Raw genomic sequence first — 20,737 nt, forward strand, 5'->3', positions numbered from 1 at the left:
CCCCGAGGTCCCGGAGACGGCCACCGCAGGACCGGTGGCCGGAGGGTCAGCCGGTCCCGGCGGCGATCCAGGCGTCGAGCTGTTCGCGGGTGGTGGTGGGGTCCGCGATCAGCCCGGCCAGTTCGTCGTCGGCGTGATGGCGGGTCGAGACCGCAGGGCAGCGCCGGCACGCCTCGACGCCGCTCTGCGTCCACCACTGGCACTTCGTCCGCAGGTGGCAGCGCGGCACGGCCGCCTCGACCACCCTGGGCGCGGCGGCGACCACCCGCTCCACGAGGGCGCAGTCGTCGCCGCGGCGGTTGGCGCAGCCACTGACGCAGTGCGAGGCGAACCGCAGGATGCGCCGGGGGTCGATGCCCTCGGGCACGTCGCCCAGCACCTCGGAGGCGGGCACCGGGTCGGCCAGATAGGCGACGCGGCCGCCCTGCCCGGACCGCACACCCAGGACGACCGCCTCGGGCGCATGCGCGTCACCGCTGGGACACCAGCTCGTCGGAGACTTGTCCTTGTCCACGGTCCTCGGCCCCTTCGCGTCAGCAGGCGGCCCGGGCGGCCGCGCCGTTCTGGGTGATGTAGCCGGTCGGGTTGATGTCCAGGGCGGCGCCGGACTCCTGCTCGGCGGCCTGCTGGATGCCCGCCTTCAGCTGCTCCAGCGAGGTGACGCGTTCGACGGGGGCGGCGGTGGCGGTGGCCGACCCCGCCACCAGGACACCGGCGGCGACGAGGGCCACGGCGGCGGAGGCCGCCGCCGTACGGGACGAGTTCTTCTTCATGGGGACTCCCTTTGCTGCGGACACGGTCCGGCCGCCCGGACGGGCGGCCGCTCACCTGTGCGGCACGCTAGGGTCCGGACCGCGCGCCGGGCGGCAGTCGCCGCGGCGGTCGACCGGCAGTCCGTCCTAGGGGAGCGCGACGGTGCGGCGGGGCGCGGCGGTCAGGCGGAGGCCGACCTCGATCAGGGTCCACCCGAGGACGGTGCGCAGGGGCCGGGGGGCCCGGGCGGAACGGGCGAGGCGGTACTCCTCTGCCTCGGCGTGGAGTTCGGCGGCGCGGAGCTGGTGCAGGGCGAGGTGGGCGTGCGCGTGCATGGGTGGTTCTCCTTTACTCGGTGGTGAGGGGGAACGCATGGGTGTGGACGCGTACGCGGGCGCTGTCGCCCTCGTCCTCGTCGGTGATCAGGTCGCGGTACTCGTTGAGGAGCGCGTGCATCTTCTCGATGAGCTCTCCGGCGAGCGTGGGCGTCAGCCGCAGGGTCGCGCTGCTCATGTCCCAGGTGCGGTTCCACTCCTCGGGCCAGTTGGTGCGTTCGCCGAGCCAGGACGACAGGTCCCGGGCCTGGGTGAGCGCGACCTCCTGCAGATACATCTCGGCGGCACCGCGCACCTCCGGGCTGGAGTGGTTGAGCAGCGAGTCGTCGAACCGCAGCCCCTGGCTCGCCGCCTGCCACCAGCGCTCCCGCCCCTTGCCGTGCTCGGGGGCGTCCGTGATGAAGCCGTGCGCCGCGAGCTGCCGCAGGTGGTAGCTGGTGGACCCGCTCGACTCACCCAGTTTCGCGGCGAGCTGGGAAGCGGTGGCCGGCCCGTCGAAGCGCAGGGTGTCCAGCAGCTGCATGCGCAGCGGATGGGCGAGCCCCCGCAGCGAGCGGGCGTCGAGATTGCGGATCAGTCCGTCGGGCTGTTCTTCCATGGCCTCAACGTTAGCCATGCAAAGACTCGGTTGCAAGGACTTCTTTGCAACTAATCCTTTGCATCGATTTCTTTGGACCCCGGCGAGAACCCGCCCATGGGCACTGCCCTGCTACGTGAGAGGGTCGAGGGCGTGAGTGAGACACCACCGAACACCCTGCAATACCGCTTCGACGGCCCCGAGGACGCGCCGGTCCTGGTCATCGGGCCCTCACTCGGCACCACCTGGCACATGTGGGACCGCCAGATACCCGAGCTCGTCCGGCACTGGAGAGTCTTCCGGTACGACCTCCCCGGTCACGGCGGCGCCCCCGCCCGGCCCGCGACCGCCGTGGCGGAGCTGGGGGACCGGCTCCTCGCGACGCTCGACGGGGTCGGGGTCCAGCGCTTCGGGTACGTGGGGTGCTCCATCGGCGGGGCGATCGGCGCGGACCTGGCGCTGCGGCACCCGCACCGGGTGGCCGCGCTCGCCCTGGTGGCGTCCTCCGCCCGGTTCGGCAGCGCCGACGAGTTCCGGCAGCGCGGCGTCATCGTGCGTACGAACGGCCTGGAGCCCATGGCGCGCACCGCGCCCGAGCGCTGGTTCACGCCCGCCTTCGCCGCGGCGCAGCCCGCCATCGTGGAGTGGGCCGTCCAGATGGTGCGGACCACCGACCCTGGGTGCTACATCGCCGCCTGCGAGGCCCTGGCCGCCTTCGACGTCCGTACGGAACTGAGCCGCATCCCCGTCCCCACCCTCGTCGTGGTCGGGGCGGAGGACCGGGTGACCGGGCCCGGCGACGCGCGCACCCTGGTCGCGGGGATACCGGACGCCCGGCTCGCGCTGGTGCCCGCGGCCTCGCACCTGGCGCCCGTCGAGCAGCCCGGGGCGGTCACCGACCTCCTGCTCACCCACTTCTCCACCGCCTGGCAGGACACCCAGGCGGCCATCCCGATGCCCGACTCCGTGCCCCGGCTCTCCGCCCCCGTCCAGCCCCTCGCGGAGATCGCCCCCGCAGGGCCGGCCCCCGAGGCGGCGGCCGGCGGGCGGCCCGACCCGTACGCGCCGGGCATGCGGCTGCGGCGCGAGGTGCTGGGCGACGCCCAGGTGGACGGGGTCCTGGCCGCCACCGACGACTTCACCGAGGACTTCCAGGAGCTGGTCACCCGGTACGCCTGGGGCGAGGTGTGGAGCAGGGAAGGGCTGGACCGGCGCACCCGCTCCACCGTCACGCTCACCGCGCTCGTCGCCTCCGGGCGGATGGAGAGCCTGGCCGCGCACACCAGGGCCGCCCTGCGCAACGGACTCACGCCCACCGAGATCCGGGAGGTGCTGATGCAGACGGCCGTGTACTGCGGGGTCCCGGCCGCGAGCGCCGCCTTCACGATCGCGCAGTCGGTGATTCGGGCGGAAACGACCCCGCCCGCGTAGCAGGATGGACCTATGAGCAGCCACCCCGGGAACACCGCGCCGACCCTGACCAAGCAGTCGCACTCCTGCATCCGCCTGGAGAAGGACGGGCGCACGCTCGTCATCGACCCGGGCGGCTTCTCGGAGGGCGACGCGGCGATCGGCGCCGAGGCGATCCTCGTGACGCACGAGCACCCCGACCACTTCGACGAGGGGCGCATCAGGGCCGGTCTCGAAGCCGACCCGGAGGCCCGGGTCTGGACCCTGCGCAGCGTCGCGGAGCGGCTGAGCGCGGCCTTCCCGGGGCGCGTCCACACGGTCGGCCACGGCGACACCTTCTCGGCCGCCGGGTTCGACATCGAGGTGCACGGCGAGCTGCACGCGGTGATCCATCCGGACATCCCGCGCGTCACCAACATCGGCTTCCTGGCCGACGGACAGGTCTTCCACCCCGGCGACGCGCTGACGGTCCCCGGCCGGGCCGTCGACACACTCCTGCTGCCCGTGATGGCCCCGTGGAACAAGATCTCCGAGGTCATCGACTACGTGCGCGAGGTGAAGCCGCGCCGCGCGATCGACATCCACGACGCACTCCTGACCGACCTGGCCCGGCCGATCTACGACCGGCAGATCGGCGAGCTGGGCGGCTCCGACCACGGCCGGATGGCGCCGGGCGACTCGACGGGCCTGTGACGGCCGCCGCCCCGGCGGCTGTCAGTGGCAGGCGTTAGGTTTACGTACATGCGCATCGCCACCTGGAACGTCAACTCGATCACCGCCCGCCTGCCGAGGCTGCTGGCCTGGCTGGAGAGCAGCGGCACCGACGTGCTGTGCCTCCAGGAGACCAAGTGCACCGCCGAGCAGTTCCCCGCCGACGCGCTCCGCGAGGCGGGCTACGAGTCCGCGGTCAACGCCAACGGGCGGTGGAACGGGGTCGCGCTGATCTCCCGCGCCGGCCTCTCCGACATCGTCCTCGGCCTGCCCGACGGCCCGGCCTACGAGGACGCGCAGGAGCCCCGCGCGATCAGCGCCACCTGCGGCCCGGTGCGCCTCTGGTCGGTGTACGTGCCCAACGGCCGCGAGGTCGCCCACGAGCACTACGCGTACAAGCTGCGCTGGCTGGAGGCGCTGCGCAAGGCCGTGGCCGCCGACGCCGCCGGTGCGGTCCCCTTCGCCGTGCTCGGCGACTTCAACGTGGCCCCCACCGACGAGGACGTCTGGGACCCGGCCCTCTTCGAGGGGGCCACGCATGTCACCCCCGCCGAGCGGGAAGCCCTGGCCGCCCTGCGCGCCGAGGGTCTGTCCGACGTCGTGCCCCGCCCCCTGAAGTACGACCGCCCGTACACCTTCTGGGACTACCGCGAGCTGCGCTTCCCGAAGAACAAGGGCATGCGCATCGACCTCGCCTACGGCAACGCCCCCTTCACCGCAGCGGTCAAGGACAGCTACGTGGACCGCGAGGAGCGCAAGGGCAAGGGCGCCTCCGACCACGCCCCGGTCGTGGTCGACCTCGACCTCTGAGGGGGCCCCGGCGCCCGCGTTCCGTGAACGCGCGGTGACCGTGTGGTGTTCGGCACTCGAACGACAGGCCGCGCGCCCTGTGGTGCGCAGGCGCGCCGGGATGCGATTCTGAGCGGTATGAACATCCCTTTCTTGGACAACTGGCGTAAGCGTCACGACGGGGCGCGAAAGACGGGCCTCGCGGGCGCCGTCGACGCCGATCCGGAGGGCGTGGCCGAACTGCTCGCCGAATGCGAGCTGCTCCGGGTCCGGGTGGGGGAGCGCGGCATCGAACTGGACGACAGCCCCGCCTCGTTGACGGCGCTCGACCAGCTGGTGCCGCGCTGGCGCGACGACCCGGAGGAGCTGCCCTGGCTGGGCAACGACGCCGGGCTCTACCTCGGCACGGTCCTGGTGCGCAATGTCGACGGGGCGCACTGGCACATCTGGCCGAGCGGTCAGCCCGTCGTGCGGCTCGCCTCCGGCCGGGAGATCGACGTGGTCGAGGCGGGCCTCGACTGGGCGATGTCCGGCAGCCCCGAACTGTCCCAGGTGTACGCGGAGTCCGCCGAGGGCTGACCCTCTCTCCGCGCGCCGGACCGGGCGAAGCGATAAGAATCCTTTTGCCCCATTGGTGCGTGTCGGTCGGGAAGTCCCTTTCCGGGCTGGTTAGTTTGCGCTGACCTCGACCGAGCGACAAGTGGGTAGGGCAGCGTATGGCCGTCGATCCGTTGATCGAGCTGCGAGACGTCAACAAGTACTACGGAAAGTTGCACGTACTGCAGGACATCAATCTCACCGTCGGCCGCGGGGAGGTGGTGGTGGTCATCGGCCCGTCCGGCTCCGGGAAGTCGACGCTCTGCCGGACGATCAACCGGCTGGAGACCATCGAGTCGGGCCACATCGCCATCGACGGCAACCCCCTCCCCGAGGAGGGCCGGGGACTGGCCCAGCTGAGGGCCGAAGTCGGCATGGTCTTCCAGTCGTTCAACCTCTTCGCGCACAAGACCGTCCTCGCCAACGTCTCCCTGGCCCAGGTCAAGGTGCGCAAGCGGAAGAAGGACGAGGCGGACCAGCGCTCCCGCGAACTCCTGGACCGGGTGGGGCTCGGCGCGCACGCCGACAAGTTCCCCGCCCAGCTCTCCGGCGGGCAGCAGCAGCGCGTCGCCATCGCCCGCGCCCTCGCCATGGACCCCAAGGCGCTCCTGTTCGACGAGCCGACCTCGGCACTCGACCCGGAGATGATCAACGAGGTCCTGGAGGTCATGCAGCAGCTCGCCCGCGAGGGCATGACCATGGTCGTCGTGACCCACGAGATGGGCTTCGCCCGCTCCGCCGCCAACCGGGTCGTCTTCATGGCCGACGGCTGCGTCGTGGAGGACCGCACCCCGGAGGACTTCTTCACCGCCCCGGAGAGTGACCGGGCCAAGGACTTCCTGTCCAAGATCCTCAAGCACTGACGGGAGGCCCTGAGTTGCGTACGAGGAAACTGCTGGCCACCTGTGCCGGCCTGCTGCTCGCCCTCTTCGCCGCCGCCTGCGGCAAGGAGGGCAGCCCGCCGGTCAAGGGCCCGAAGGCCGACCAACTGCCCGTCTACCAGGTCGACAAGGGCTTCCAGCTGCCCGAATCGCGGACCTGGCGGAGCGCGAAGAAGCGCGGATACCTCCGGGTGGGCGCCAAGGAGGACCAGCCCTACCTGGGCGAGAAGGACCCGGCCACCGGCGTCTACTCCGGCTTCGACATCGAGATCGCCCGCATGATGTCCGCCTCGCTGGGCTTCGACCCGAAGACGATCCGCTTCAAGACGATCGCCTCCGCCAACCGCGAGACCGCCCTCCAGAACGGGCAGATCGACTACTACGTCGGCACCTACACCATCAACGACATGCGCAAGAAGCTCGTCGGCTTCGCCGGGCCCTACTACATGGCGGGCCAGGGGCTCCTGGTGCGCACCGACGAGGACGACATCCACGGCCCCCAGGACCTGGCGGGCAAGACGGTCTGCTCCGCCGCGGGCTCGACCCCGTACCAGCGGATCGCCGCCGACTACCCGAAGGCGAAGCTCGTCTCGTACGACACCTACTCGATCTGTGTCGACAACCTGCTGACGTTCCAGGTGGACGTCGTCACCACCGACGACGCGATCCTGCTCGGTTTCGCCGCCAAGGCGCCCGACGAGATGAAGGTCGTCGGCAAACCCTTCTCCGAGGAGCCGTACGGCATCGGGGTCCCGCGCAGCGACAACGCCCTGCGCTTCACACTCAACGACGCGCTGGAGGCCAACGAGAAGAACGGCAACTGGAAAAAGGCGTTCGACGCGACGCTCGGCCTGTCCGGCGCACCCGCGCCCAAGCCGCCGCCCATCGACCGCTACCCGGCGAACTGAGAGGACGGCCCACCCCCATGGACGTACTCACCGACAACTTCTCGCTCTACGGCAAGGGCTTCCTCGGCACCCTCGAACTCACCGTCTACGCCTCGATCCTGGCGCTGGTCCTCGGCTTCGTCATGGCCTCCTTCAGGGTGGCGCCGGTCGGCTCGCTCCGGGTGTTCGGCACCGTATGGGTGACGGTCCTGCGCAACACCCCGCTGACCCTGCTCTTCTTCGCCGTACTCCTCGGCCTGCCGCGCTTCGGGCTCGTCCTGCCGTTCAACGTGTTCGCGATCCTCGCGCTGGGGTGCTACACCTCCGCGTTCATCTGCGAGGTGCTGCGCTCCGGCATCAACACCGTGCCCACCGGACAGGGTGAGGCGGCCCGGAGCCTCGGGATGACCTTCGGGCAGAGCCTCGGCTCCATCGTGCTGCCGCAGGCGTTCCGTTCGGTGATCCCGCCGATCGGCTCGACGCTCATCGCGCTCGCGAAGAACTCGGCGATCGCCGGGGCGTTCAGCGTCACCGAGCTCCTCGGCACCTACAAGACCCTCAACGAGCTGGGGTACAGCATCATCTGGACCTTCGTGTGGATCGCGGTGGGGTACCTGATCATCACCCTCGCCATCAGCGCGCTCTTCCACGTCATGGAAAAGCGCTGGGGAGTCGCCCGATGACCGCCCACACCGCACCCACCGCCAACGCCCTGTACGACATCCCGGGGCCGCACACCCGGAAACGGCACCGCCTCTACGGGGTCGTGTCGACGGTCCTCATCCTCGCGCTGATCGGCTGGGTGATCTATCTCCTCTTCGACACCGACCAGTTCACCGCCGCCAAGTGGACGCCCTTCGAGTACAAGGGCATCCAGGAACTCCTGCTGCGCGGACTCGGCAACACCCTCAAGGCGTTCGCGTACGCCGCCGTCCTCTCGTTGGCCCTCGGCGCCGTCCTCGCGGTCGGGCGGCTCTCCGAACACCGCCCGGTGCGCTGGGTGGCGACGATCCTCGTCGAGTTCTTCCGCGCCATGCCCGTCCTGGTGATGATCTTCTTCATCTTCGTGGCGCTGAAGGTGCAGCCGCTGCCCGCGCTGGTCGCCGGACTGACGCTCTACAACGGCTCGGTGCTCGCCGAGGTGTTCCGTACCGGCATCAACTCCGTGGAGCGCGGCCAGCGCGAGGCGGCGTACGCGCTGGGGATGCGGAAGACGCAGGTCACCACCTTCGTCCTGGCGCCGCAGGCGATCCGCGCGATGCTGCCCACCATCATCAGCCAGCTGGTGGTGGCCCTGAAGGACACCTCGCTCGGCTACCTCATCACGTACGAGGAATTCCTCCACGCGGGCAAGCTCATCGCCTCCAATTTGGACTACGATCTGCCTTTCATCCCCGTGGTGATGGTGATCTCACCGATCTACATCGGGATGTGCATGCTGCTCTCCTGGTTCGCCACCTGGGTGGCGAGGCGGCAACGGCGCAATCCGAAGACGGAGGCGGTGGGCGTCGGACCGGCACAGCCCGGCACGCTGATGCCGGGAGGGCGGTAGACGGACGGGAGCGGGGTCCGCCCGGCAGCAGCCGGTGATCACTTCTCGCACGCGGGAAGAAGGTCAGCTGCGCGCCGGCGGACCGGTCAGCCGAGGGCGCTCCTCGTCTGCCACTCGTCCCACGAGACGTTCCACGCCCCGTAGCCGTTGCCCTCCGCGACCGTGCCCTTGGTCTCCGCACCCGTGATCTCGAACGGGTCGCCGACGTGAGCCTGCCGGTAGAGGGCGGCGGCGTTCGCGTCGCTCATCCCGACACACCCCGAACTGTGGTTCGCCACCCCGAAGTACGCCGCGTTCCACGGCGCCGCGTGGGCGTACATGCCCGACCAGGTCAGCCGCATCGAGTAGTCGACCATCTTGTCGTACGTGTGGCCCAGGCCCACCGTCTCGGAGCGCATGTTGATCGTGCCCTCCTTCGCCATCAGCACGGCCGTCCCCCGCCACGAGCGCTTGTCGCCGCCCGGAGTGCCGCCGGAGACGGGCACGTCCATGACCGTGCGCCCGTCCCGCTGCAGCGCCAGCCGGTGCCGGTCCAGGTCCACCTTCACCACCTGGCTCGCGCCCACCGTGAACGTCGTCGCGTAGTCCCGTACGAAGAAGCCGCCGCCAGGACCTGAGTCGACGCCGTTCAGCTCGGCGTCCAGCGTGATGCGCGTCCCGGACTTCCAGTACTCCTTGGGGCGCCAGTCGACGCGGTCGCGGCCCGAGTAGTCGCGCAGCCAGCCCCAGGAGCCCTCGGTGTTGTTCGAGGTCGACACCTTGAGGGCCTTCTCGACGGCCGCCTTGTCCTTGACCGGGTTGTCGAAGACGATCGACAACGGCTGGGCGATGCCCACCGTCGTGTTCTTGCCGGGCGCCAGCGTCAGCTTGTTCACCTTGTCGGCCGCCTTCGTCGTGAACGAGGCCGTGTCGCTGCCGCCCGAGGTGTCGCGCGCCTCCACCCGGTACGTGGTGCCCGGCGCCGCCGCCCGGTCGGACGTCCAGGTCCGCCCGTCGGCGGAGATCCGGCCGCTGAGTGTGCCGTCCTTCCCGGCCGAGACGGTCACCTCATTCAGCTTCCCGGCCGCCAGGGTCACCGTCACCGGCTTCCCCGCGGCGGCCGCGGTGCCGTGCAGGTTGACCGAGATGGAGGCCCGCGCCGCCTTCGAGGGAGCCGCGTCACCGTTCTTGCCGGCCTCGCGGTCCGACGCGGCGGCGCCGCCGGAACAGGCCGTGAGGGCCACGCCGAGCACCGCGCAGCCGGCGATCAGCGCGAGCCGGGCGGGGCGCTGCGGGCGCGCCGGTATCAGGAATGCGGGAATCAACGGAAAACCTCCAGGGCCGTACTCGGTCATCGGTGAAGAGGAACGCACCGGAGCCTAAGTTCCGTAAATCCACGGAAAAGCTGGAATTCCCTGTGTGACGGGAAGCGCAGCGCAACGGTCATGGTCCGGTCACATTCGGCGCGCGGACCCGTCACGGACCGCTGTGAGCATCCTGTGCAGCCCCGCAGAGCAGACCGCGGGGCCCACGAGGGGGAGGGCCACCGACATGTCAGCGCTGCTCGCGACCGGAGACCGCAGCAGGGAACGGGACCTGCGCGTCCACGGCCTCACGCCCGACGAGCACCGGGCCCACCTGGCCACGCGGGCCGACGCCAGCTTCCTGCAGCACCCCTCCTGGGCCGGGGTGAAAGGGGGCTGGTCCTCGGAAAGCCTCGGCTGGCACGACGACGACGGCACCCTGAACGGCAGCGCACTCGTCCTCTACCGGCAATTCCCGGGCACCCGGAAATACTTCGCCTATCTTCCGGAGGGCCCGGCGGCCGACTGGGCCGATCCCGGAATGGACCGCTGGCTGCGCCCCCTGCTCGCGCACCTGCGCGCCGCCGGGGCCTTCGCCGTACGCATCGGCCCCGGTCCCGCCTACCGCCGCTGGACCGGCGCCCGCCTCAAGGCCGCCACCGGCCCCGGCCGCACCGTCGGCGACGTCCTGGCGAGCGAGGTCGACCCGCTCGGTGCCGCCGTGGCCGACCGGCTGCGGGCGCGCGGCTGGCGGCGCTGCGGCGGGGACGGCGACGACGCGGACGCCCAGCCCCGGTACGTCTTCCGGGTGCCGCTCGCCGGACGGACCACCGAGGACCTGTGGTCCGGGCTCAACCAGGAATGGCGCCGCAACGTCCGCCGCGCGCAGAAGGCGGGGGTGCGGATCGTGACCGGGAGCGCCGCCGAACTGCCCGAGTTCCACCGGCTGCTGAGGATCACCGAGGAGCGCGACGGCTTCCGGCTCGGCCGCTCGCTCGGCTACTACCAGCGCCAGTACGCGGTGCTCAACGCCGAGGAGCCCGGCCGGATGAAGCTCTGCCTCGCCGTGCACGACGGGGAGATCCTGGCCGCCCACACCATGATCAGCACCGGCCGTCGGGTCTGGTACCAGACGGGCGCCTCCGCCGACCACCGCCGCGAGGTCCGCCCCAGCAACGCCCTGCAGTGGCAGATGATGTGCGACGCCCTCGCGGGCGGCGCCGAGGTGTACGACATGCGCGGGGTATCCTCCACCCTCGATCCCCACGACCGGCCCTTCGGGCTGCTGCGCTGGAAGCTGGGCACCGGCGGGGAGGTCGTGGAGACCCTCGGAGAGTGGGAGACATCGGTGGGCGGAGCCGCCAACAACACGTTGTACCGGGCGTTCCAGGCGTACCTGGCACGCCGGTGACGGCCACCGGCGCCGCCCCGGAGGCGGCCGCCCCCGAGGAGGAGAACGGCGCGCGCGGCTCCGGTTCGGTGCTGCGCAGCGGCGCCGTGATGGCCGCCGGGTCCCTCGTCTCGCGGGCCACGGGGTTCATACGCTCGGCGGTCGTCGTCGCCGCGCTCGGCACCGGACTGCGGGCCGACGGCTACACGGTCGCCAACACCGTGCCCAACATCCTCTACATCCTGCTCATCGGCGGGGCCCTCAACGCGGTCTTCGTCCCCGAACTCGTCCGCGCCGCCAAGGAACACGGCGACGGCGGGGCCGCGTACACCGACCGCCTGCTCACCCTGTGCACGGTGGGCCTGCTCGTCCTCACCGCGCTCGCCGTGCTCGGCGCGCCGCTGATCATCCAGGTGTACGCCCCCACCTACGACGGCGACCAGGCCGAACTCACCATCGCCCTGGCCCGCTACTGCCTGCCGCAGATCCTCTTCTACGGCCTGTTCACACTCCTCGGCCAAGTCCTCAACGCCCGCGACCGGTTCGGCGCGATGATGTGGACGCCGGTCCTCAACAACCTCGTGATCATCGCCGTGTTCGGGCTCTACCTCTGGACGGCGGCGGGCTCCGGCGGCACCCTCACCCCCGCGCAGGCGCAGTGGCTGGGCTGGGGCACCACGGCGGGCATCGCCGTGCAGAGCCTCGCCCTGGTGCCCTCGCTGCGCGCCGCGAAGTTCCGCTGGCGGCCCCGGTTCGACTGGCGCGGCAGCGGACTGACCCGGCCGCTGCGCGCCGCCGGGTGGCTCGTCATGCTCGTCCTCACCAACCAGGCCGCGTACTGGGTGATCACCCGCCTCGCCACCGCGAGCGGACAGCACGCGGCGGACCAGCACCTCGCGGGCGGCGCCGGCTACACCGCGTACAGCTACGCCTACCAGCTCTGGGTGGTCCCGCAGGGCATCGTGACCGTCAGCCTCGTCACCGCGCTGATGCCGCGCATGAGCCGGGCGGCGGCCGGGGGCGACCTCGCCGGGGTGCGGCGCGACCTCTCGTACGCGCTGCGCACCTCCGCCGCCGTGGTGGTCCCGGCCGCCGCGCTGCTGCTGGCGCTCGCGCCCTGGGTGATGGGCTCGGTCTTCGGCTACGGGCGCACCGGTCCGGCGGACATCACGGTGATGGCGGGCATGATGGCCGCGTTCGCCCCCGGGCTCATCGCCTTCTCCGGGCAGTACGTGCTCTCGCGCGGGTTCTACGCGATGAGCGACACCCGCACCCCGTTCCTGCTGAACCTGGTCATCGCGGCCCTCAACGCCGGGCTCTCGGTCGCCGCCTATCTGACGCTGCCCGCGCGCTGGGCGGTGACCGGCATGGCGGGCGCGTACTCCGTCGCCCTGCTCACCGGCTTCGCCGTCACCGCGTACGTGCTGCACCGCAGGCTCTCCCCGCGCGGCGCGGCGCGCCCCCGGCTCGGCCGCTCGCCCGGGATGTGGGCGCATGTGCGGCTGGTGGCCGCGTGTGTGCCGGCCGGTGCGCTGGCCTACGGGGCGGCCCGCGCCGTCGACACGGAGGGCTCGGGCCTCGGGGACTTCGCCGCGCTGGGCGCCGGGACCGTCGTCCTCGCGCTGGTCGTGGCGGGGCTGGCCCGGCCGCTGCGGCTCACCGAGGTGAGCGCCGCGCTGAACGCCGCCCGGGGCCGGCTGCGGCGCGGCTGAACCGGCCCGCGTCGCCCTTCTGTTCGAATCCATTCCTTGATCGCTGGGATACTGACGCCATGCCTCGCGTGCTCCTCATAGAAGACGACCCCTCCGTACGCGAAGGGGTCGAGCTGGGCCTGCGCAGGCGCGGCCACGAGCTGCGGGCCGTCGGCACCGGCGAGGCCGGGCTCGCCGCGCTCGGCGACTTCCGGCCGGACCTGGTCCTCCTCGACCTGATGCTGCCCGGCATGAACGGCGTCCAGGTCTGCCGCCGCATCCGCGAGACCAGCCAGCTCCCCGTGATCATGCTGACCGCGCGCGGCGACGACTTCGACGTCGTCGTGGGTCTGGAGGCCGGCGCCGACGACTACATCGTCAAGCCCGCCCGTACCGAGGTCATCGAGGCCCGCATCCGGGCCGTGCTGCGCCGCCTCGCCGTCCCGGCCGGGCGCGGCGGCATCGAGGCGCACGGCGAGCTGGCCGTGGACCGCGCGGGCCTCGCCGTCGCCAAGGGCGGCGAACGGCTGCTCCTCGCCCCCTCCGAACTGAAGCTGCTGCTCCACCTCTCGGCCTCGCCCGAACAGGTCTTCAGCCGCCAGCAGCTCCTGGAACACGTGTGGGAGCACAGCTACCACGGCGATGCCCGCCTGGTCGACGCCTGCGTCCGCCGCCTCCGCCAGAAGATCGAGGACGTCCCGGGCAGCCCCCGCTACATCCAGACCGTAAGAGGCTTCGGCTACCGCTTCGGACCGCTTACGTGAAACTGTTCGCCGCCCGCCTCGGCCTCCGCACCCGGCTGATCGCGGCATTCCTCTTCGTCGCGGCCGTCAGCGCCGCCACCACCGCCGCGCTGACCTACCGCGAGGCCCGCTCCGCGATCCTGCAGCAGGCGCAGGACTCCGCCGTCGACCAGTTCCGCGACCGGGTCGGCGACCAGGCCGTCAGCCTGCCCATCTACGGTGAGCAGCTGCGCCACGTCTGCCTGGAGCTGGCCCGGGCGGGCGGCGGGCGCGGCTGGACCGTGTTCGCCGAGTACGGGAAGCTGCGGGCCTCCTCGTCGGACCGGTCCTCCTCCGGGGTGATCACCGCCGAGCTGCGCGCCGCCACCCGGGACAACACCCACGGCTCCTTCCAGCGCGTCGTCAAGGACGGCAGGCCCTGGCTGACCGTCGGCATGCCCGCCCTCTTCGACCGCGGTGACGGCACACAGCCCACCGGCCTCGTCCTCTACGCCGTGATGCCGCTGTCCACCGAGGAGGCCAACGTGGCCGCCATGGTCACCGCCGCCCGCGACGGCGCCCTGCCCGCCCTGCTCGTCGCCCTGGTGCCCGCCCTGCTCGCCGCCCGCAGCGTCCTGCGCCCGGTCCGCGACCTGCGCCGGGCTGCGGCGGGCATCGGCAGGGGCGAGCTCGACACCCGGATCACGGTGCGCGGCTCCGACGAACTCGCCGAGCTCGCCTGGACGTTCAACGAGTCGTCCACCAAGCTCCAGGAATCCGTCGAGGAGTTGCGCCGGGCCGAGGAGCGGGCCAGGCGCTTCGCCTCCGACGTCTCCCACGAACTGCGCACCCCGCTCGCCGGTATGCTCGCCGTCACCGAAGTGCTGGACGAGGACGCCGGGGAACTGCGCCCCGACACCGCCGCCGCCGTCCGCCTGATCAGCACGGAGACCGGCAAACTGGCCACCCTGGTCGAGGACCTGATGGAGATATCCCGCTTCGACGCCCGCGCGGCCGAGCTGCACCTGGACGAGGTCGACGTCGCCGAGACCGTACGCAAGACGCTTCAGGGCCGCCGCTGGGAGAGCCGGGTCACCACCGAACTCCCGGACGGCGTGCGGGCAGTGCTCGATCCGCGCCGCTTCGACGTGGTCGTCGCCAACCTGGTCGGCAACGCCCTGCGGCACGGCGCGGAGCCCGTCACCGTACGGGTGCGCGGAGGCGACCGGCTCGTCCTGGAGGTGGAGGACAGCGGGCCGGGCATCGACGCGGCGGTGCTCCCGCACATCTTCGACCGGTTCTACAAGGCCGACGCGGCCCGCACCCGGTCGGCGGGCAGCGGCCTCGGCCTCGCCATCGCCCAGGAGAACGTACGGCTGCACGGGGGGACGGTCGGCGCGGCGAACCGGCCCGGGGGCGGCGCGGTGTTCACCGTGGAGCTGCCGATGGGGGAGCGGTGAGGGGCGGGCGCGTGCTCGGCGCGCTGTTGCCCGTGCTGCTGCTCGCCACCGGGTGCGGGATCCGTGCGACGGACGTCGTGGAGGCGGGCGAACCGGCGACCGTGGAGGTGGCCCCGGCCGATCAGCTCGGCACCCTGCTGTACTTCGTGTCCTCGTCCTCCGCCTCCCGGCTGATGCCCGTCGTCCGCAACACCCGCACCGTGAGGGTCGGCGGCGGCGGGACCTGGAGGGAGGCCGAGGCCACCGAGCAGCCCGACGCCCTCTCCCTCCTCTTCCTCGGGCCCACCAGGACGGAGCGCGACGCCGGACTCCGTTCGGAGCTGCCCACCGGCCGGACGCGCGTGGCCGTCGAGCTGAACGCGGACGGCGTGCGGGTCACCGTGGACATGCCGGTCATCGGGCTCTCCCAGGCCGCCCGCCAGCAGCTCATCTGCACGGCGGCCCGGGCCCGTACGGCCGACCGGACCGAGGCGGTCACGGTGAAGGGCACGGACGGCGTCATCGGGCCCGCGCACTGCTCGGTCTGACCGCGCTTCGGCCGCTCAGCGGGTCTTGCGGGCGACCGCCCCGTAGACCCCGATCGGAGCCGGCACCGCTGCCACCGGTGCGTCCGGCCGCCAGGACGGGACGGGGACCAGGCCCGGCGTCAGGAGCTCGAAGCCGTCGAAGAACTTCTCGATCTCCTGGTGGGAGCGCGGGGTGAGGGGCGTGGTCGCGTGGGCGTAGACGGCTTGTGCCGCCCGGCAGTCGGCGAAGTCGTCGGTGGCGTGGGAGAGCACCAGGCAGCTGCCGGCCGGGAGCGCGTCGCGCAGGGTGGCCACGACCCGCTGGGGCTCCTGCGCGTCGGTGAGGAAGTGCAGCACCGAGGTGAGGACCAGGGCGACGGGCCGGCCGAAGTCGATGACCTCGCGGACGTGCGGATGGTCCACGACGGCCCGCGGGTCGCGGAGGTCGGCGAGCGCGACGCCGACCAGGTGGGAGCTGCGCAGCAGGGCGTCCGCGTGTGCGGTGACGATCGGGTCGTTGTCGACGTACGCGACGCGCACGTCGGGCGCCGCTTCGAGGGCGACCTCGTGCACGTTGGGGGAGTGGGGGAGCCCGGTGCCGATGTCGAGGACCTGCCGCAGGCCCGCGCCGACGACATGGCGGACGGCGCGTTCCAGGAAGGCGCGGTTGGCCCGGGCACCGGCCCGCTCCTGGGCCGCGGCGGCCACGAGCTCCTCGCCGGCCTGCTGGTCCACCCGGTAGTTGTCCTTGCCGCCGAGCAGGTAGTCGTAGATCCTTGCGGAATGAGGCCGACCGGTGTCGATCACCGGGGCGGGTAACCCGTGCTGCCTCAAGTGGCGCTCCTCTCGGCGGCCGCTGCGGTCGGATTCCAGAGTCTGCCGATGCTGCGATCCTGCCTTTGCGCCCGACAACATGTCAACTAAAGTACACACGAGCAAGATCGATGATGGCGAGAGAGATCACCACGTGAGCGCGAGCCGTGACGAGGGAGAGCCCCGAAGGGGCCCTGCCGGCGAAGGGCCGCATGCGCGACCGCATTCCCTCGCGCACAAGCTGAAGTCGCTGATGGCCCACCGGAAGGACGCGCGAGGCAGGGCCTACGTCTCGCGCACCCTGTCGCAGGCGGTCGACGACCTGCCCGACCCGCCCGCGACGACGTCGTTCGCGCTCATCGCGAAACTCGCCGGCGGCCAGCAGGACAACCCGACGATCAAAACCGTCCTGGCCCTGTGCCGGGCCCTGGGCGACGTGCCGCCCGCCTACCTGCTGCCGCACCCCGGCTACGACGACCTCGCCGCACTCGAAGCCTTCGAGAACCCTCTCGCGCGCCGCGTGCTCGTCCTGCTGGGCGATCTTCCGGAGAGCGAATTCCGCAAAGTGATCGCGCAGTTGGAGGACCGGCGCAGGACCCTCGGCCTCCCCGCCGTGCCCGACGACGGATCGGGCGCGGAGAGGCCGAAGAGGGCCCGGCGGCGACGGACCGAAACCGAAGCCGCCCAGTACGCGGCCGATGCACTGGAAGGTCTCTGATGGACGGCATGATATTCGGCGCCTGCACCGTCGCAGGAGTGCTCGTCACCGCGCTCTGCGCCCGCAGAGCCCTTCACCACCCGCGCGTGTTCACCTGGTTAATCGCGGTCGCATTCGGCGTGTGCACGGTGGGCGTCTTCTTCGCGGTCCCCGCGGTCGCCAGGACGGCCGAGGAGGTCACCGGCCTGGACAACGCCGGGAAGCTGGTGGCGCACATCTGCGCCATCCTCTGGTGTGCGGCCCTGCAGATGACGATGGTGGACCTGGCCTACCGCCCGGAGTACCTGCGCGCCGCGATGTACCAGCGCGTGTGCCTGGCGGTCGTCGTCCTGGCCGTCATGGTCCCGCTCTTCCTCACCACGAACGGCCAGGACGTCGAGTTCACCACGGCGTACGCCGACCACTCGGCCGTGACCGCCTACCTGCTGGTCTACCTCTCCTACGTCCTGATCACCTGCGGTGAACTCGCCTTCATGTGCGGCCGTACCGCCCGCCGGGCCCGGACCACCCGCCCCTGGACCGGCGCCGGTTTCACCCTGTGCGCCGTCGCGGCCGTGCTGGGCGTCGCCTACACGGTGTCCAAGGGGTCGTACCTGGTCTGCTCCGCACTCGGCAGCCCCTGGTCCCTCGACGTCGAGGAGGCGGCGAGCCCGGCACTGAGCGGGCTCGCCGTCCTCTTCCTCTTCGCCGGGCTGACCATGCCGATGCTCGGCGGGCTGCGTCAGCGGCTGCGCGGCGGCGAGCACACCGCGCCCGAGAGCCCCGTGCCCGCGGACTAGTTGGTACCGGAGGTCAATTCGCTGAACAGCCGGTTCGCCGCCTCGGAGGTGAACTGGCGCTGGAGCTCGGCGCGCGCGATCTGCTTCTTGAACTCGCCCTCGTAGCCGCTGTATCCGGCGTTGTGCATGAGGTCGGTGATCCAACTGGCGAACGCCTGGTAGTTCCAGACGTGGTCCAGGCAGGACTGCGAGTAGCTGTCGAGGAGGTCCGCGTCGCCGTCCTTCACGCGGCGGATCACCGCGCGGGCGAAGACCTCGGCGTCGTGCAGCGCCAGGTGGATGCCCTTGGCGCTCATCGGCGGCACGATGTGCGCGGCGTCGCCCAGGAGGTAGAGGCTGCCGTAGCTCATCGGGTCGAACACCACGCTGCGCAGCGGGACGATCTGCCGGGACAGGATCTCGCCGCGCGCGGGCGGGGTGCCGAAGCGGGCCTCCAGCTCGCTCCAGACGCGCTCGTCCGGCCACTGTTCGGGGGTGTCGTCGACCGCGCACTGGAGGTAGACGCGGCTGGCCCCGGGGCCTCGGGGAATCATCCCGGCCAGGCCCCGTTCGTGGATCGCCATCCCTGAGGGTTCGGTCTCGGTGGCGGCCAGGACGCTGAGCCAGGAGTAACCGTACTCGTGGGCGTACTCGGTCAGTTCGGAGGCGGGGACGGAGCGGCGGGAGACGCCGTGGAAGCCGTCGCAGCCGGCGATGTGGTCGCCGCGGATCACCCGCGCGGTGCCGTCGGCGTCCTGGTAGCGCACCACGGGGTGCCCCTCGGTGAGGTTTTCCAGCGCGACGTCGGCGGCTTCGTAGCGCAGGTCGCCGCCCTCGCGCAGGAAGACCTCGGTGAGGTTGCGCACCAGAACCTGCTGCGGGCAGTACATGCTTTCGTTGTCGTCATCGTCCACGTCGACCGGCATCGCGTGGCCGTCGAGGTAGAAACCGCCCTCGCTGTGCGGAATCGGGTCGCCCGCCAGGACCTCTTCGAGTCCCCAGGCGCGGAACAGGCGCACCCCGTAGGTGTCGATGGTTCCGGCGCGCTGCCGCTTCTCGACGTAGGCGCGCGGGTGCTTCTCCAGCACCGTGCAGTCGACGCCGTTGCGCAGCAGGAAGTTGCCGAGCGTCAGACCGGCGACGCCGGCCCCGATGATGACGACGGTCGTGTCCTCGTGTGTCTCAGTCATGCACTCCACTGTGAAAGGCCCGCAGACCGCAAACCACTGGTAACCGGACTCCTGATACCGGAAACCCGCCAGGCTTGAGCGGGCTAGCGTCCGTGGATGCGGAGCCCCGCCTGGTAGCGGCCGGGTGTCTGGCCGACGACGTCGGTGAAGGCGTCGATGAAGGTGGAGGGGTTGGACCAGCCGCACGCCACCGCGGTCTCCGTCACCGACATTCCGTCGGTCAGGTGCGCCAGGGCGTGGTGGATCCGCAGGGTGGTCCGCCAGCGGTGGAAGCTCATGCTCAGCTCGCTGTGGAACAGACGGCTGAGCGTGCGCTCCCCGGCCCCCACCGCCCGGCCCAGCGCGGCCAGGGTGTCGGGCCGGGCGGGGTCCGCGCGCAGGAGGTCGGTGGCGGCGCGCAGCCGGTCGTCACTGGCCTCGGGAAGGTGCAGGGAGGTCTCCGCGGCATCGGCCAGCTCGTCCACGATCACGCCGAGGAGGCGCCGGTGGGCACCGGGCCGCCGCTCCGGCTCATCGGTGAGTGCCAGCAGGGCCTCGCGCAGCAACGGGCTCACCGCGAAGACGCTGGGGTGGTCGATGAGACCGGCGCACAGATCGCGCGGCACGGACACCAGGCGCACGTCGGTCTGCCCGTAGAAGCGGTGCGCGTGCGCGAAGCGCGGCGGCGTCCAGGTGATCCGGTCCGCCGGGGCGACCCAGGTGCCGCGCTCCGTCGTGGTGGCCAGCACTCCGGCGGCGGCGTAGACCAGCTGGCCCTGGTGATGGCTGTGCGGGTCGAGCCGGTAACCGTGCGGCAGCCAGGCTCCGCCCTGCAGAATCGGATCCTCCGCGTCCGCGGGCGGCGACGAGGGTTGGCGGTGTTTCGGCATCGGGCATCAGTTTACCGGCAGCCGCCGCACCCGGCCGCTCAGGCCCCCGCGCGGTGCGAGGTGCGCGGTGCGGGGACCGGGGCCTGGGCCGCGCGGGTGACGTCGGCGACGAGCTCGACCACATCGGGGCCGTACGCCTGGGAGTTGACCACCTTCAGGAGCAGGCAGAAGGTGTTGTTGCCGTGCTTGCGGGCGAGGCGTTCGTGGTTGCGGGCCAGGTAGCGGGTGGCGGCCTGGTTGGTGATGGCCTGCTGGCCGCAGAAGAGGAAGACGGGTCTGGCGTCCTGACCGGTCGTCAGCCGGGCCAGCAGCACGTACTCGCTGGCGCCCTTCTCGACCCGGTAGCGCTCCGATCCGATCTGGAAGGCGCCCCGGTCGGGGCCCGGCTCCGGTTCGGTGTTGATCCGCACTCCGGGGAGCAGGGAGTGCAGGTGCGCGGCCATCCGGCGGTTCGACACCGGGCCGCCGACGCAGAACTCCGTACGCTCGCCGATGCCCTGCTGCGCGATGTCGTGGGACAGGATCTGGGCGTGCGCCTCGCAGTCCTTGATCAGCGCGGACAGTTCGAGCAGGGCGAAGACGTCGTGACGGTGGACCGAGCCGTCGCCGCCCGCGTCGCGGTTGACGACGAGCAGGCACTCGGAGTTCCCCGGCAGCCCGAAGAACGCCTGCTTGCGGCGGAGCTTGCGGCGCCACAGATAGGTGCGCGCGAGCCAGCCGAGGGCGGCGCTGATGCCGGCGGCTATCACGCCCAGCACGATGTTGCGTACGTCGTCAGTCATGGGCGGGCATGTTAGCGGGCATTCGGCCTCAAGTTCGAGGCGGTCCTGACGGGGCGGGCGGAG

General features: G+C 71.6%; 24 protein-coding genes. 15 read left to right on the top strand and 9 right to left on the bottom strand.

The features are described from left to right. Positions 1-46: 46 nt before the first annotated feature. From AMK18_RS03175 to AMK18_RS03190, 4 genes are all read right to left on the bottom strand, one after another. The gene (locus tag AMK18_RS03175; RefSeq protein WP_018100436.1) at positions 47-514 is read right to left on the bottom strand and encodes a hypothetical protein; all 468 of its coding nucleotides are present in this window, start codon (positions 512-514) and stop codon (positions 47-49) included. Between the two features lie 19 nt (positions 515-533). Beyond that, positions 534-773 (bottom strand): hypothetical protein, encoded by a 240-nt coding sequence (locus tag AMK18_RS03180; protein ID WP_018100435.1) that lies wholly within the window; start codon positions 771-773, stop codon positions 534-536. Positions 774-899: 126 nt separating this feature from the next. After that, a complete protein-coding gene (locus tag AMK18_RS03185) occupies positions 900-1,088 on the bottom strand; it encodes a hypothetical protein (RefSeq protein ID WP_018100434.1) in 189 nt (62 codons plus the stop codon). 13 nt (positions 1,089-1,101) lie between these two features. Then, positions 1,102-1,686 (bottom strand): ArsR/SmtB family transcription factor, encoded by a 585-nt coding sequence (locus AMK18_RS03190; protein WP_018100433.1) that lies wholly within the window; start codon positions 1,684-1,686, stop codon positions 1,102-1,104. A 96-nt stretch (positions 1,687-1,782) separates the two neighbouring features. Between AMK18_RS03190 and pcaDC the strand changes: the two genes are divergently transcribed. From pcaDC to AMK18_RS03230, 8 genes are all read left to right on the top strand, one after another. After that, positions 1,783-3,096, top strand: a complete 1,314-nt coding sequence (gene pcaDC, locus AMK18_RS03195) for a bifunctional 3-oxoadipate enol-lactonase/4-carboxymuconolactone decarboxylase PcaDC (protein WP_202532903.1) — start codon at positions 1,783-1,785, stop codon at positions 3,094-3,096. 12 nt (positions 3,097-3,108) lie between these two features. After that, positions 3,109-3,768, top strand: coding sequence for an MBL fold metallo-hydrolase (locus AMK18_RS03200; RefSeq protein WP_073861548.1), 660 nt, complete (start codon positions 3,109-3,111; stop codon positions 3,766-3,768). A 48-nt stretch (positions 3,769-3,816) separates the two neighbouring features. After that, positions 3,817-4,596 (top strand): exodeoxyribonuclease III, encoded by a 780-nt coding sequence (locus tag AMK18_RS03205; protein ID WP_073861549.1) that lies wholly within the window; start codon positions 3,817-3,819, stop codon positions 4,594-4,596. 117 nt (positions 4,597-4,713) lie between these two features. Next, positions 4,714-5,154, top strand: a complete 441-nt coding sequence (locus AMK18_RS03210; protein WP_026171167.1) for a DUF6278 family protein — start codon at positions 4,714-4,716, stop codon at positions 5,152-5,154. Positions 5,155-5,291: 137 nt separating this feature from the next. Then, positions 5,292-6,035, top strand: coding sequence for an amino acid ABC transporter ATP-binding protein (locus AMK18_RS03215; RefSeq protein WP_018100428.1), 744 nt, complete (start codon positions 5,292-5,294; stop codon positions 6,033-6,035). 14 nt (positions 6,036-6,049) lie between these two features. Further along, positions 6,050-6,961, top strand: a complete 912-nt coding sequence (locus AMK18_RS03220) for a glutamate ABC transporter substrate-binding protein (protein ID WP_073861550.1) — start codon at positions 6,050-6,052, stop codon at positions 6,959-6,961. Between the two features lie 17 nt (positions 6,962-6,978). Continuing rightward, positions 6,979-7,623, top strand: coding sequence for an amino acid ABC transporter permease (locus tag AMK18_RS03225; RefSeq protein WP_018100426.1), 645 nt, complete (start codon positions 6,979-6,981; stop codon positions 7,621-7,623). Continuing rightward, complete coding sequence (locus tag AMK18_RS03230; RefSeq protein ID WP_018100425.1) at positions 7,620-8,492, top strand: amino acid ABC transporter permease; 873 nt, start codon at positions 7,620-7,622, stop codon at positions 8,490-8,492. The genes AMK18_RS03225 and AMK18_RS03230 overlap by 4 nt, the downstream gene beginning before the upstream one ends. Positions 8,493-8,578: 86 nt before the next feature. Here the strand turns inward: AMK18_RS03230 and AMK18_RS03235 are convergent, their stop codons facing one another. Further along, positions 8,579-9,796: a L,D-transpeptidase gene (locus AMK18_RS03235; RefSeq protein ID WP_073861551.1), complete on the bottom strand. Its 1,218-nt coding sequence runs from the start codon at positions 9,794-9,796 to the stop codon at positions 8,579-8,581. 226 nt (positions 9,797-10,022) lie between these two features. Between AMK18_RS03235 and AMK18_RS03240 the strand changes: the two genes are divergently transcribed. Genes AMK18_RS03240 through AMK18_RS03260 form a run of 5 tightly spaced genes read left to right on the top strand, consistent with a single transcriptional unit; the run spans position 10,023 to position 15,565 of the window. Further along, positions 10,023-11,186 carry a lipid II:glycine glycyltransferase FemX gene (locus AMK18_RS03240; protein ID WP_073861552.1) on the top strand — a complete coding sequence of 388 codons (1,164 nt, stop codon included), beginning with the start codon at positions 10,023-10,025 and terminating at the stop codon, positions 11,184-11,186. Next, on the top strand, positions 11,183-12,877 hold the full coding sequence (gene murJ, locus AMK18_RS03245; RefSeq protein ID WP_073861553.1) for a murein biosynthesis integral membrane protein MurJ: 1,695 nt from the start codon (positions 11,183-11,185) through the stop codon (positions 12,875-12,877). Before AMK18_RS03240 ends, murJ begins: the two co-directional genes overlap by 4 nt. A 59-nt stretch (positions 12,878-12,936) precedes the next feature. Continuing rightward, a complete protein-coding gene (locus AMK18_RS03250; RefSeq protein WP_073861554.1) occupies positions 12,937-13,620 on the top strand; it encodes a response regulator transcription factor in 684 nt (227 codons plus the stop codon). Continuing rightward, positions 13,617-15,038, top strand: coding sequence for a sensor histidine kinase (locus AMK18_RS03255; protein WP_073861555.1), 1,422 nt, complete (start codon positions 13,617-13,619; stop codon positions 15,036-15,038). The genes AMK18_RS03250 and AMK18_RS03255 overlap by 4 nt, the downstream gene beginning before the upstream one ends. Then, on the top strand, positions 15,035-15,565 hold the full coding sequence (locus tag AMK18_RS03260) for a hypothetical protein (RefSeq protein WP_073861556.1): 531 nt from the start codon (positions 15,035-15,037) through the stop codon (positions 15,563-15,565). Before AMK18_RS03255 ends, AMK18_RS03260 begins: the two co-directional genes overlap by 4 nt. A gap of 15 nt (positions 15,566-15,580) precedes the next feature. Here AMK18_RS03260 and AMK18_RS03265 read toward each other — a convergent pair whose 3' ends face one another. Beyond that, positions 15,581-16,378, bottom strand: coding sequence for an SAM-dependent methyltransferase (locus AMK18_RS03265; RefSeq protein ID WP_073861557.1), 798 nt, complete (start codon positions 16,376-16,378; stop codon positions 15,581-15,583). A 232-nt stretch (positions 16,379-16,610) separates the two neighbouring features. Here AMK18_RS03265 and AMK18_RS03270 point away from each other — a divergent pair, with 232 nt between their 5' ends. Together AMK18_RS03270 and AMK18_RS03275 are read left to right on the top strand one after the other, a co-directional pair. After that, positions 16,611-17,075, top strand: a complete 465-nt coding sequence (locus AMK18_RS03270) for a hypothetical protein (protein ID WP_073861558.1) — start codon at positions 16,611-16,613, stop codon at positions 17,073-17,075. After that, positions 17,075-17,854, top strand: a complete 780-nt coding sequence (locus AMK18_RS03275; RefSeq protein WP_073861559.1) for a hypothetical protein — start codon at positions 17,075-17,077, stop codon at positions 17,852-17,854. Before AMK18_RS03270 ends, AMK18_RS03275 begins: the two co-directional genes overlap by 1 nt. On the opposite strand, the gene AMK18_RS03280 is transcribed toward AMK18_RS03275, so the two are convergent. From AMK18_RS03280 to AMK18_RS03290, 3 genes are all read right to left on the bottom strand, one after another. Further along, positions 17,851-19,023 carry a 4-hydroxybenzoate 3-monooxygenase gene (locus AMK18_RS03280; RefSeq protein WP_073861560.1) on the bottom strand — a complete coding sequence of 391 codons (1,173 nt, stop codon included), beginning with the start codon at positions 19,021-19,023 and terminating at the stop codon, positions 17,851-17,853. The two genes, AMK18_RS03275 and AMK18_RS03280, sit on opposite strands and share 4 nt — an antisense overlap. Positions 19,024-19,106: 83 nt before the next feature. Further along, a complete protein-coding gene (locus AMK18_RS03285; RefSeq protein WP_073861561.1) occupies positions 19,107-19,892 on the bottom strand; it encodes an AraC family transcriptional regulator in 786 nt (261 codons plus the stop codon). 38 nt (positions 19,893-19,930) lie between these two features. Then, the gene (locus tag AMK18_RS03290) at positions 19,931-20,674 is read right to left on the bottom strand and encodes a hypothetical protein (protein ID WP_073861562.1); all 744 of its coding nucleotides are present in this window, start codon (positions 20,672-20,674) and stop codon (positions 19,931-19,933) included. Positions 20,675-20,737 lie beyond the last annotated feature (63 nt).

Origin of the sequence: Streptomyces sp. CB01249, from assembly GCF_001905735.1 — a bacterium.
Taxonomy (GTDB): Bacteria; Actinomycetota; Actinomycetes; order Streptomycetales; family Streptomycetaceae; genus Streptomyces.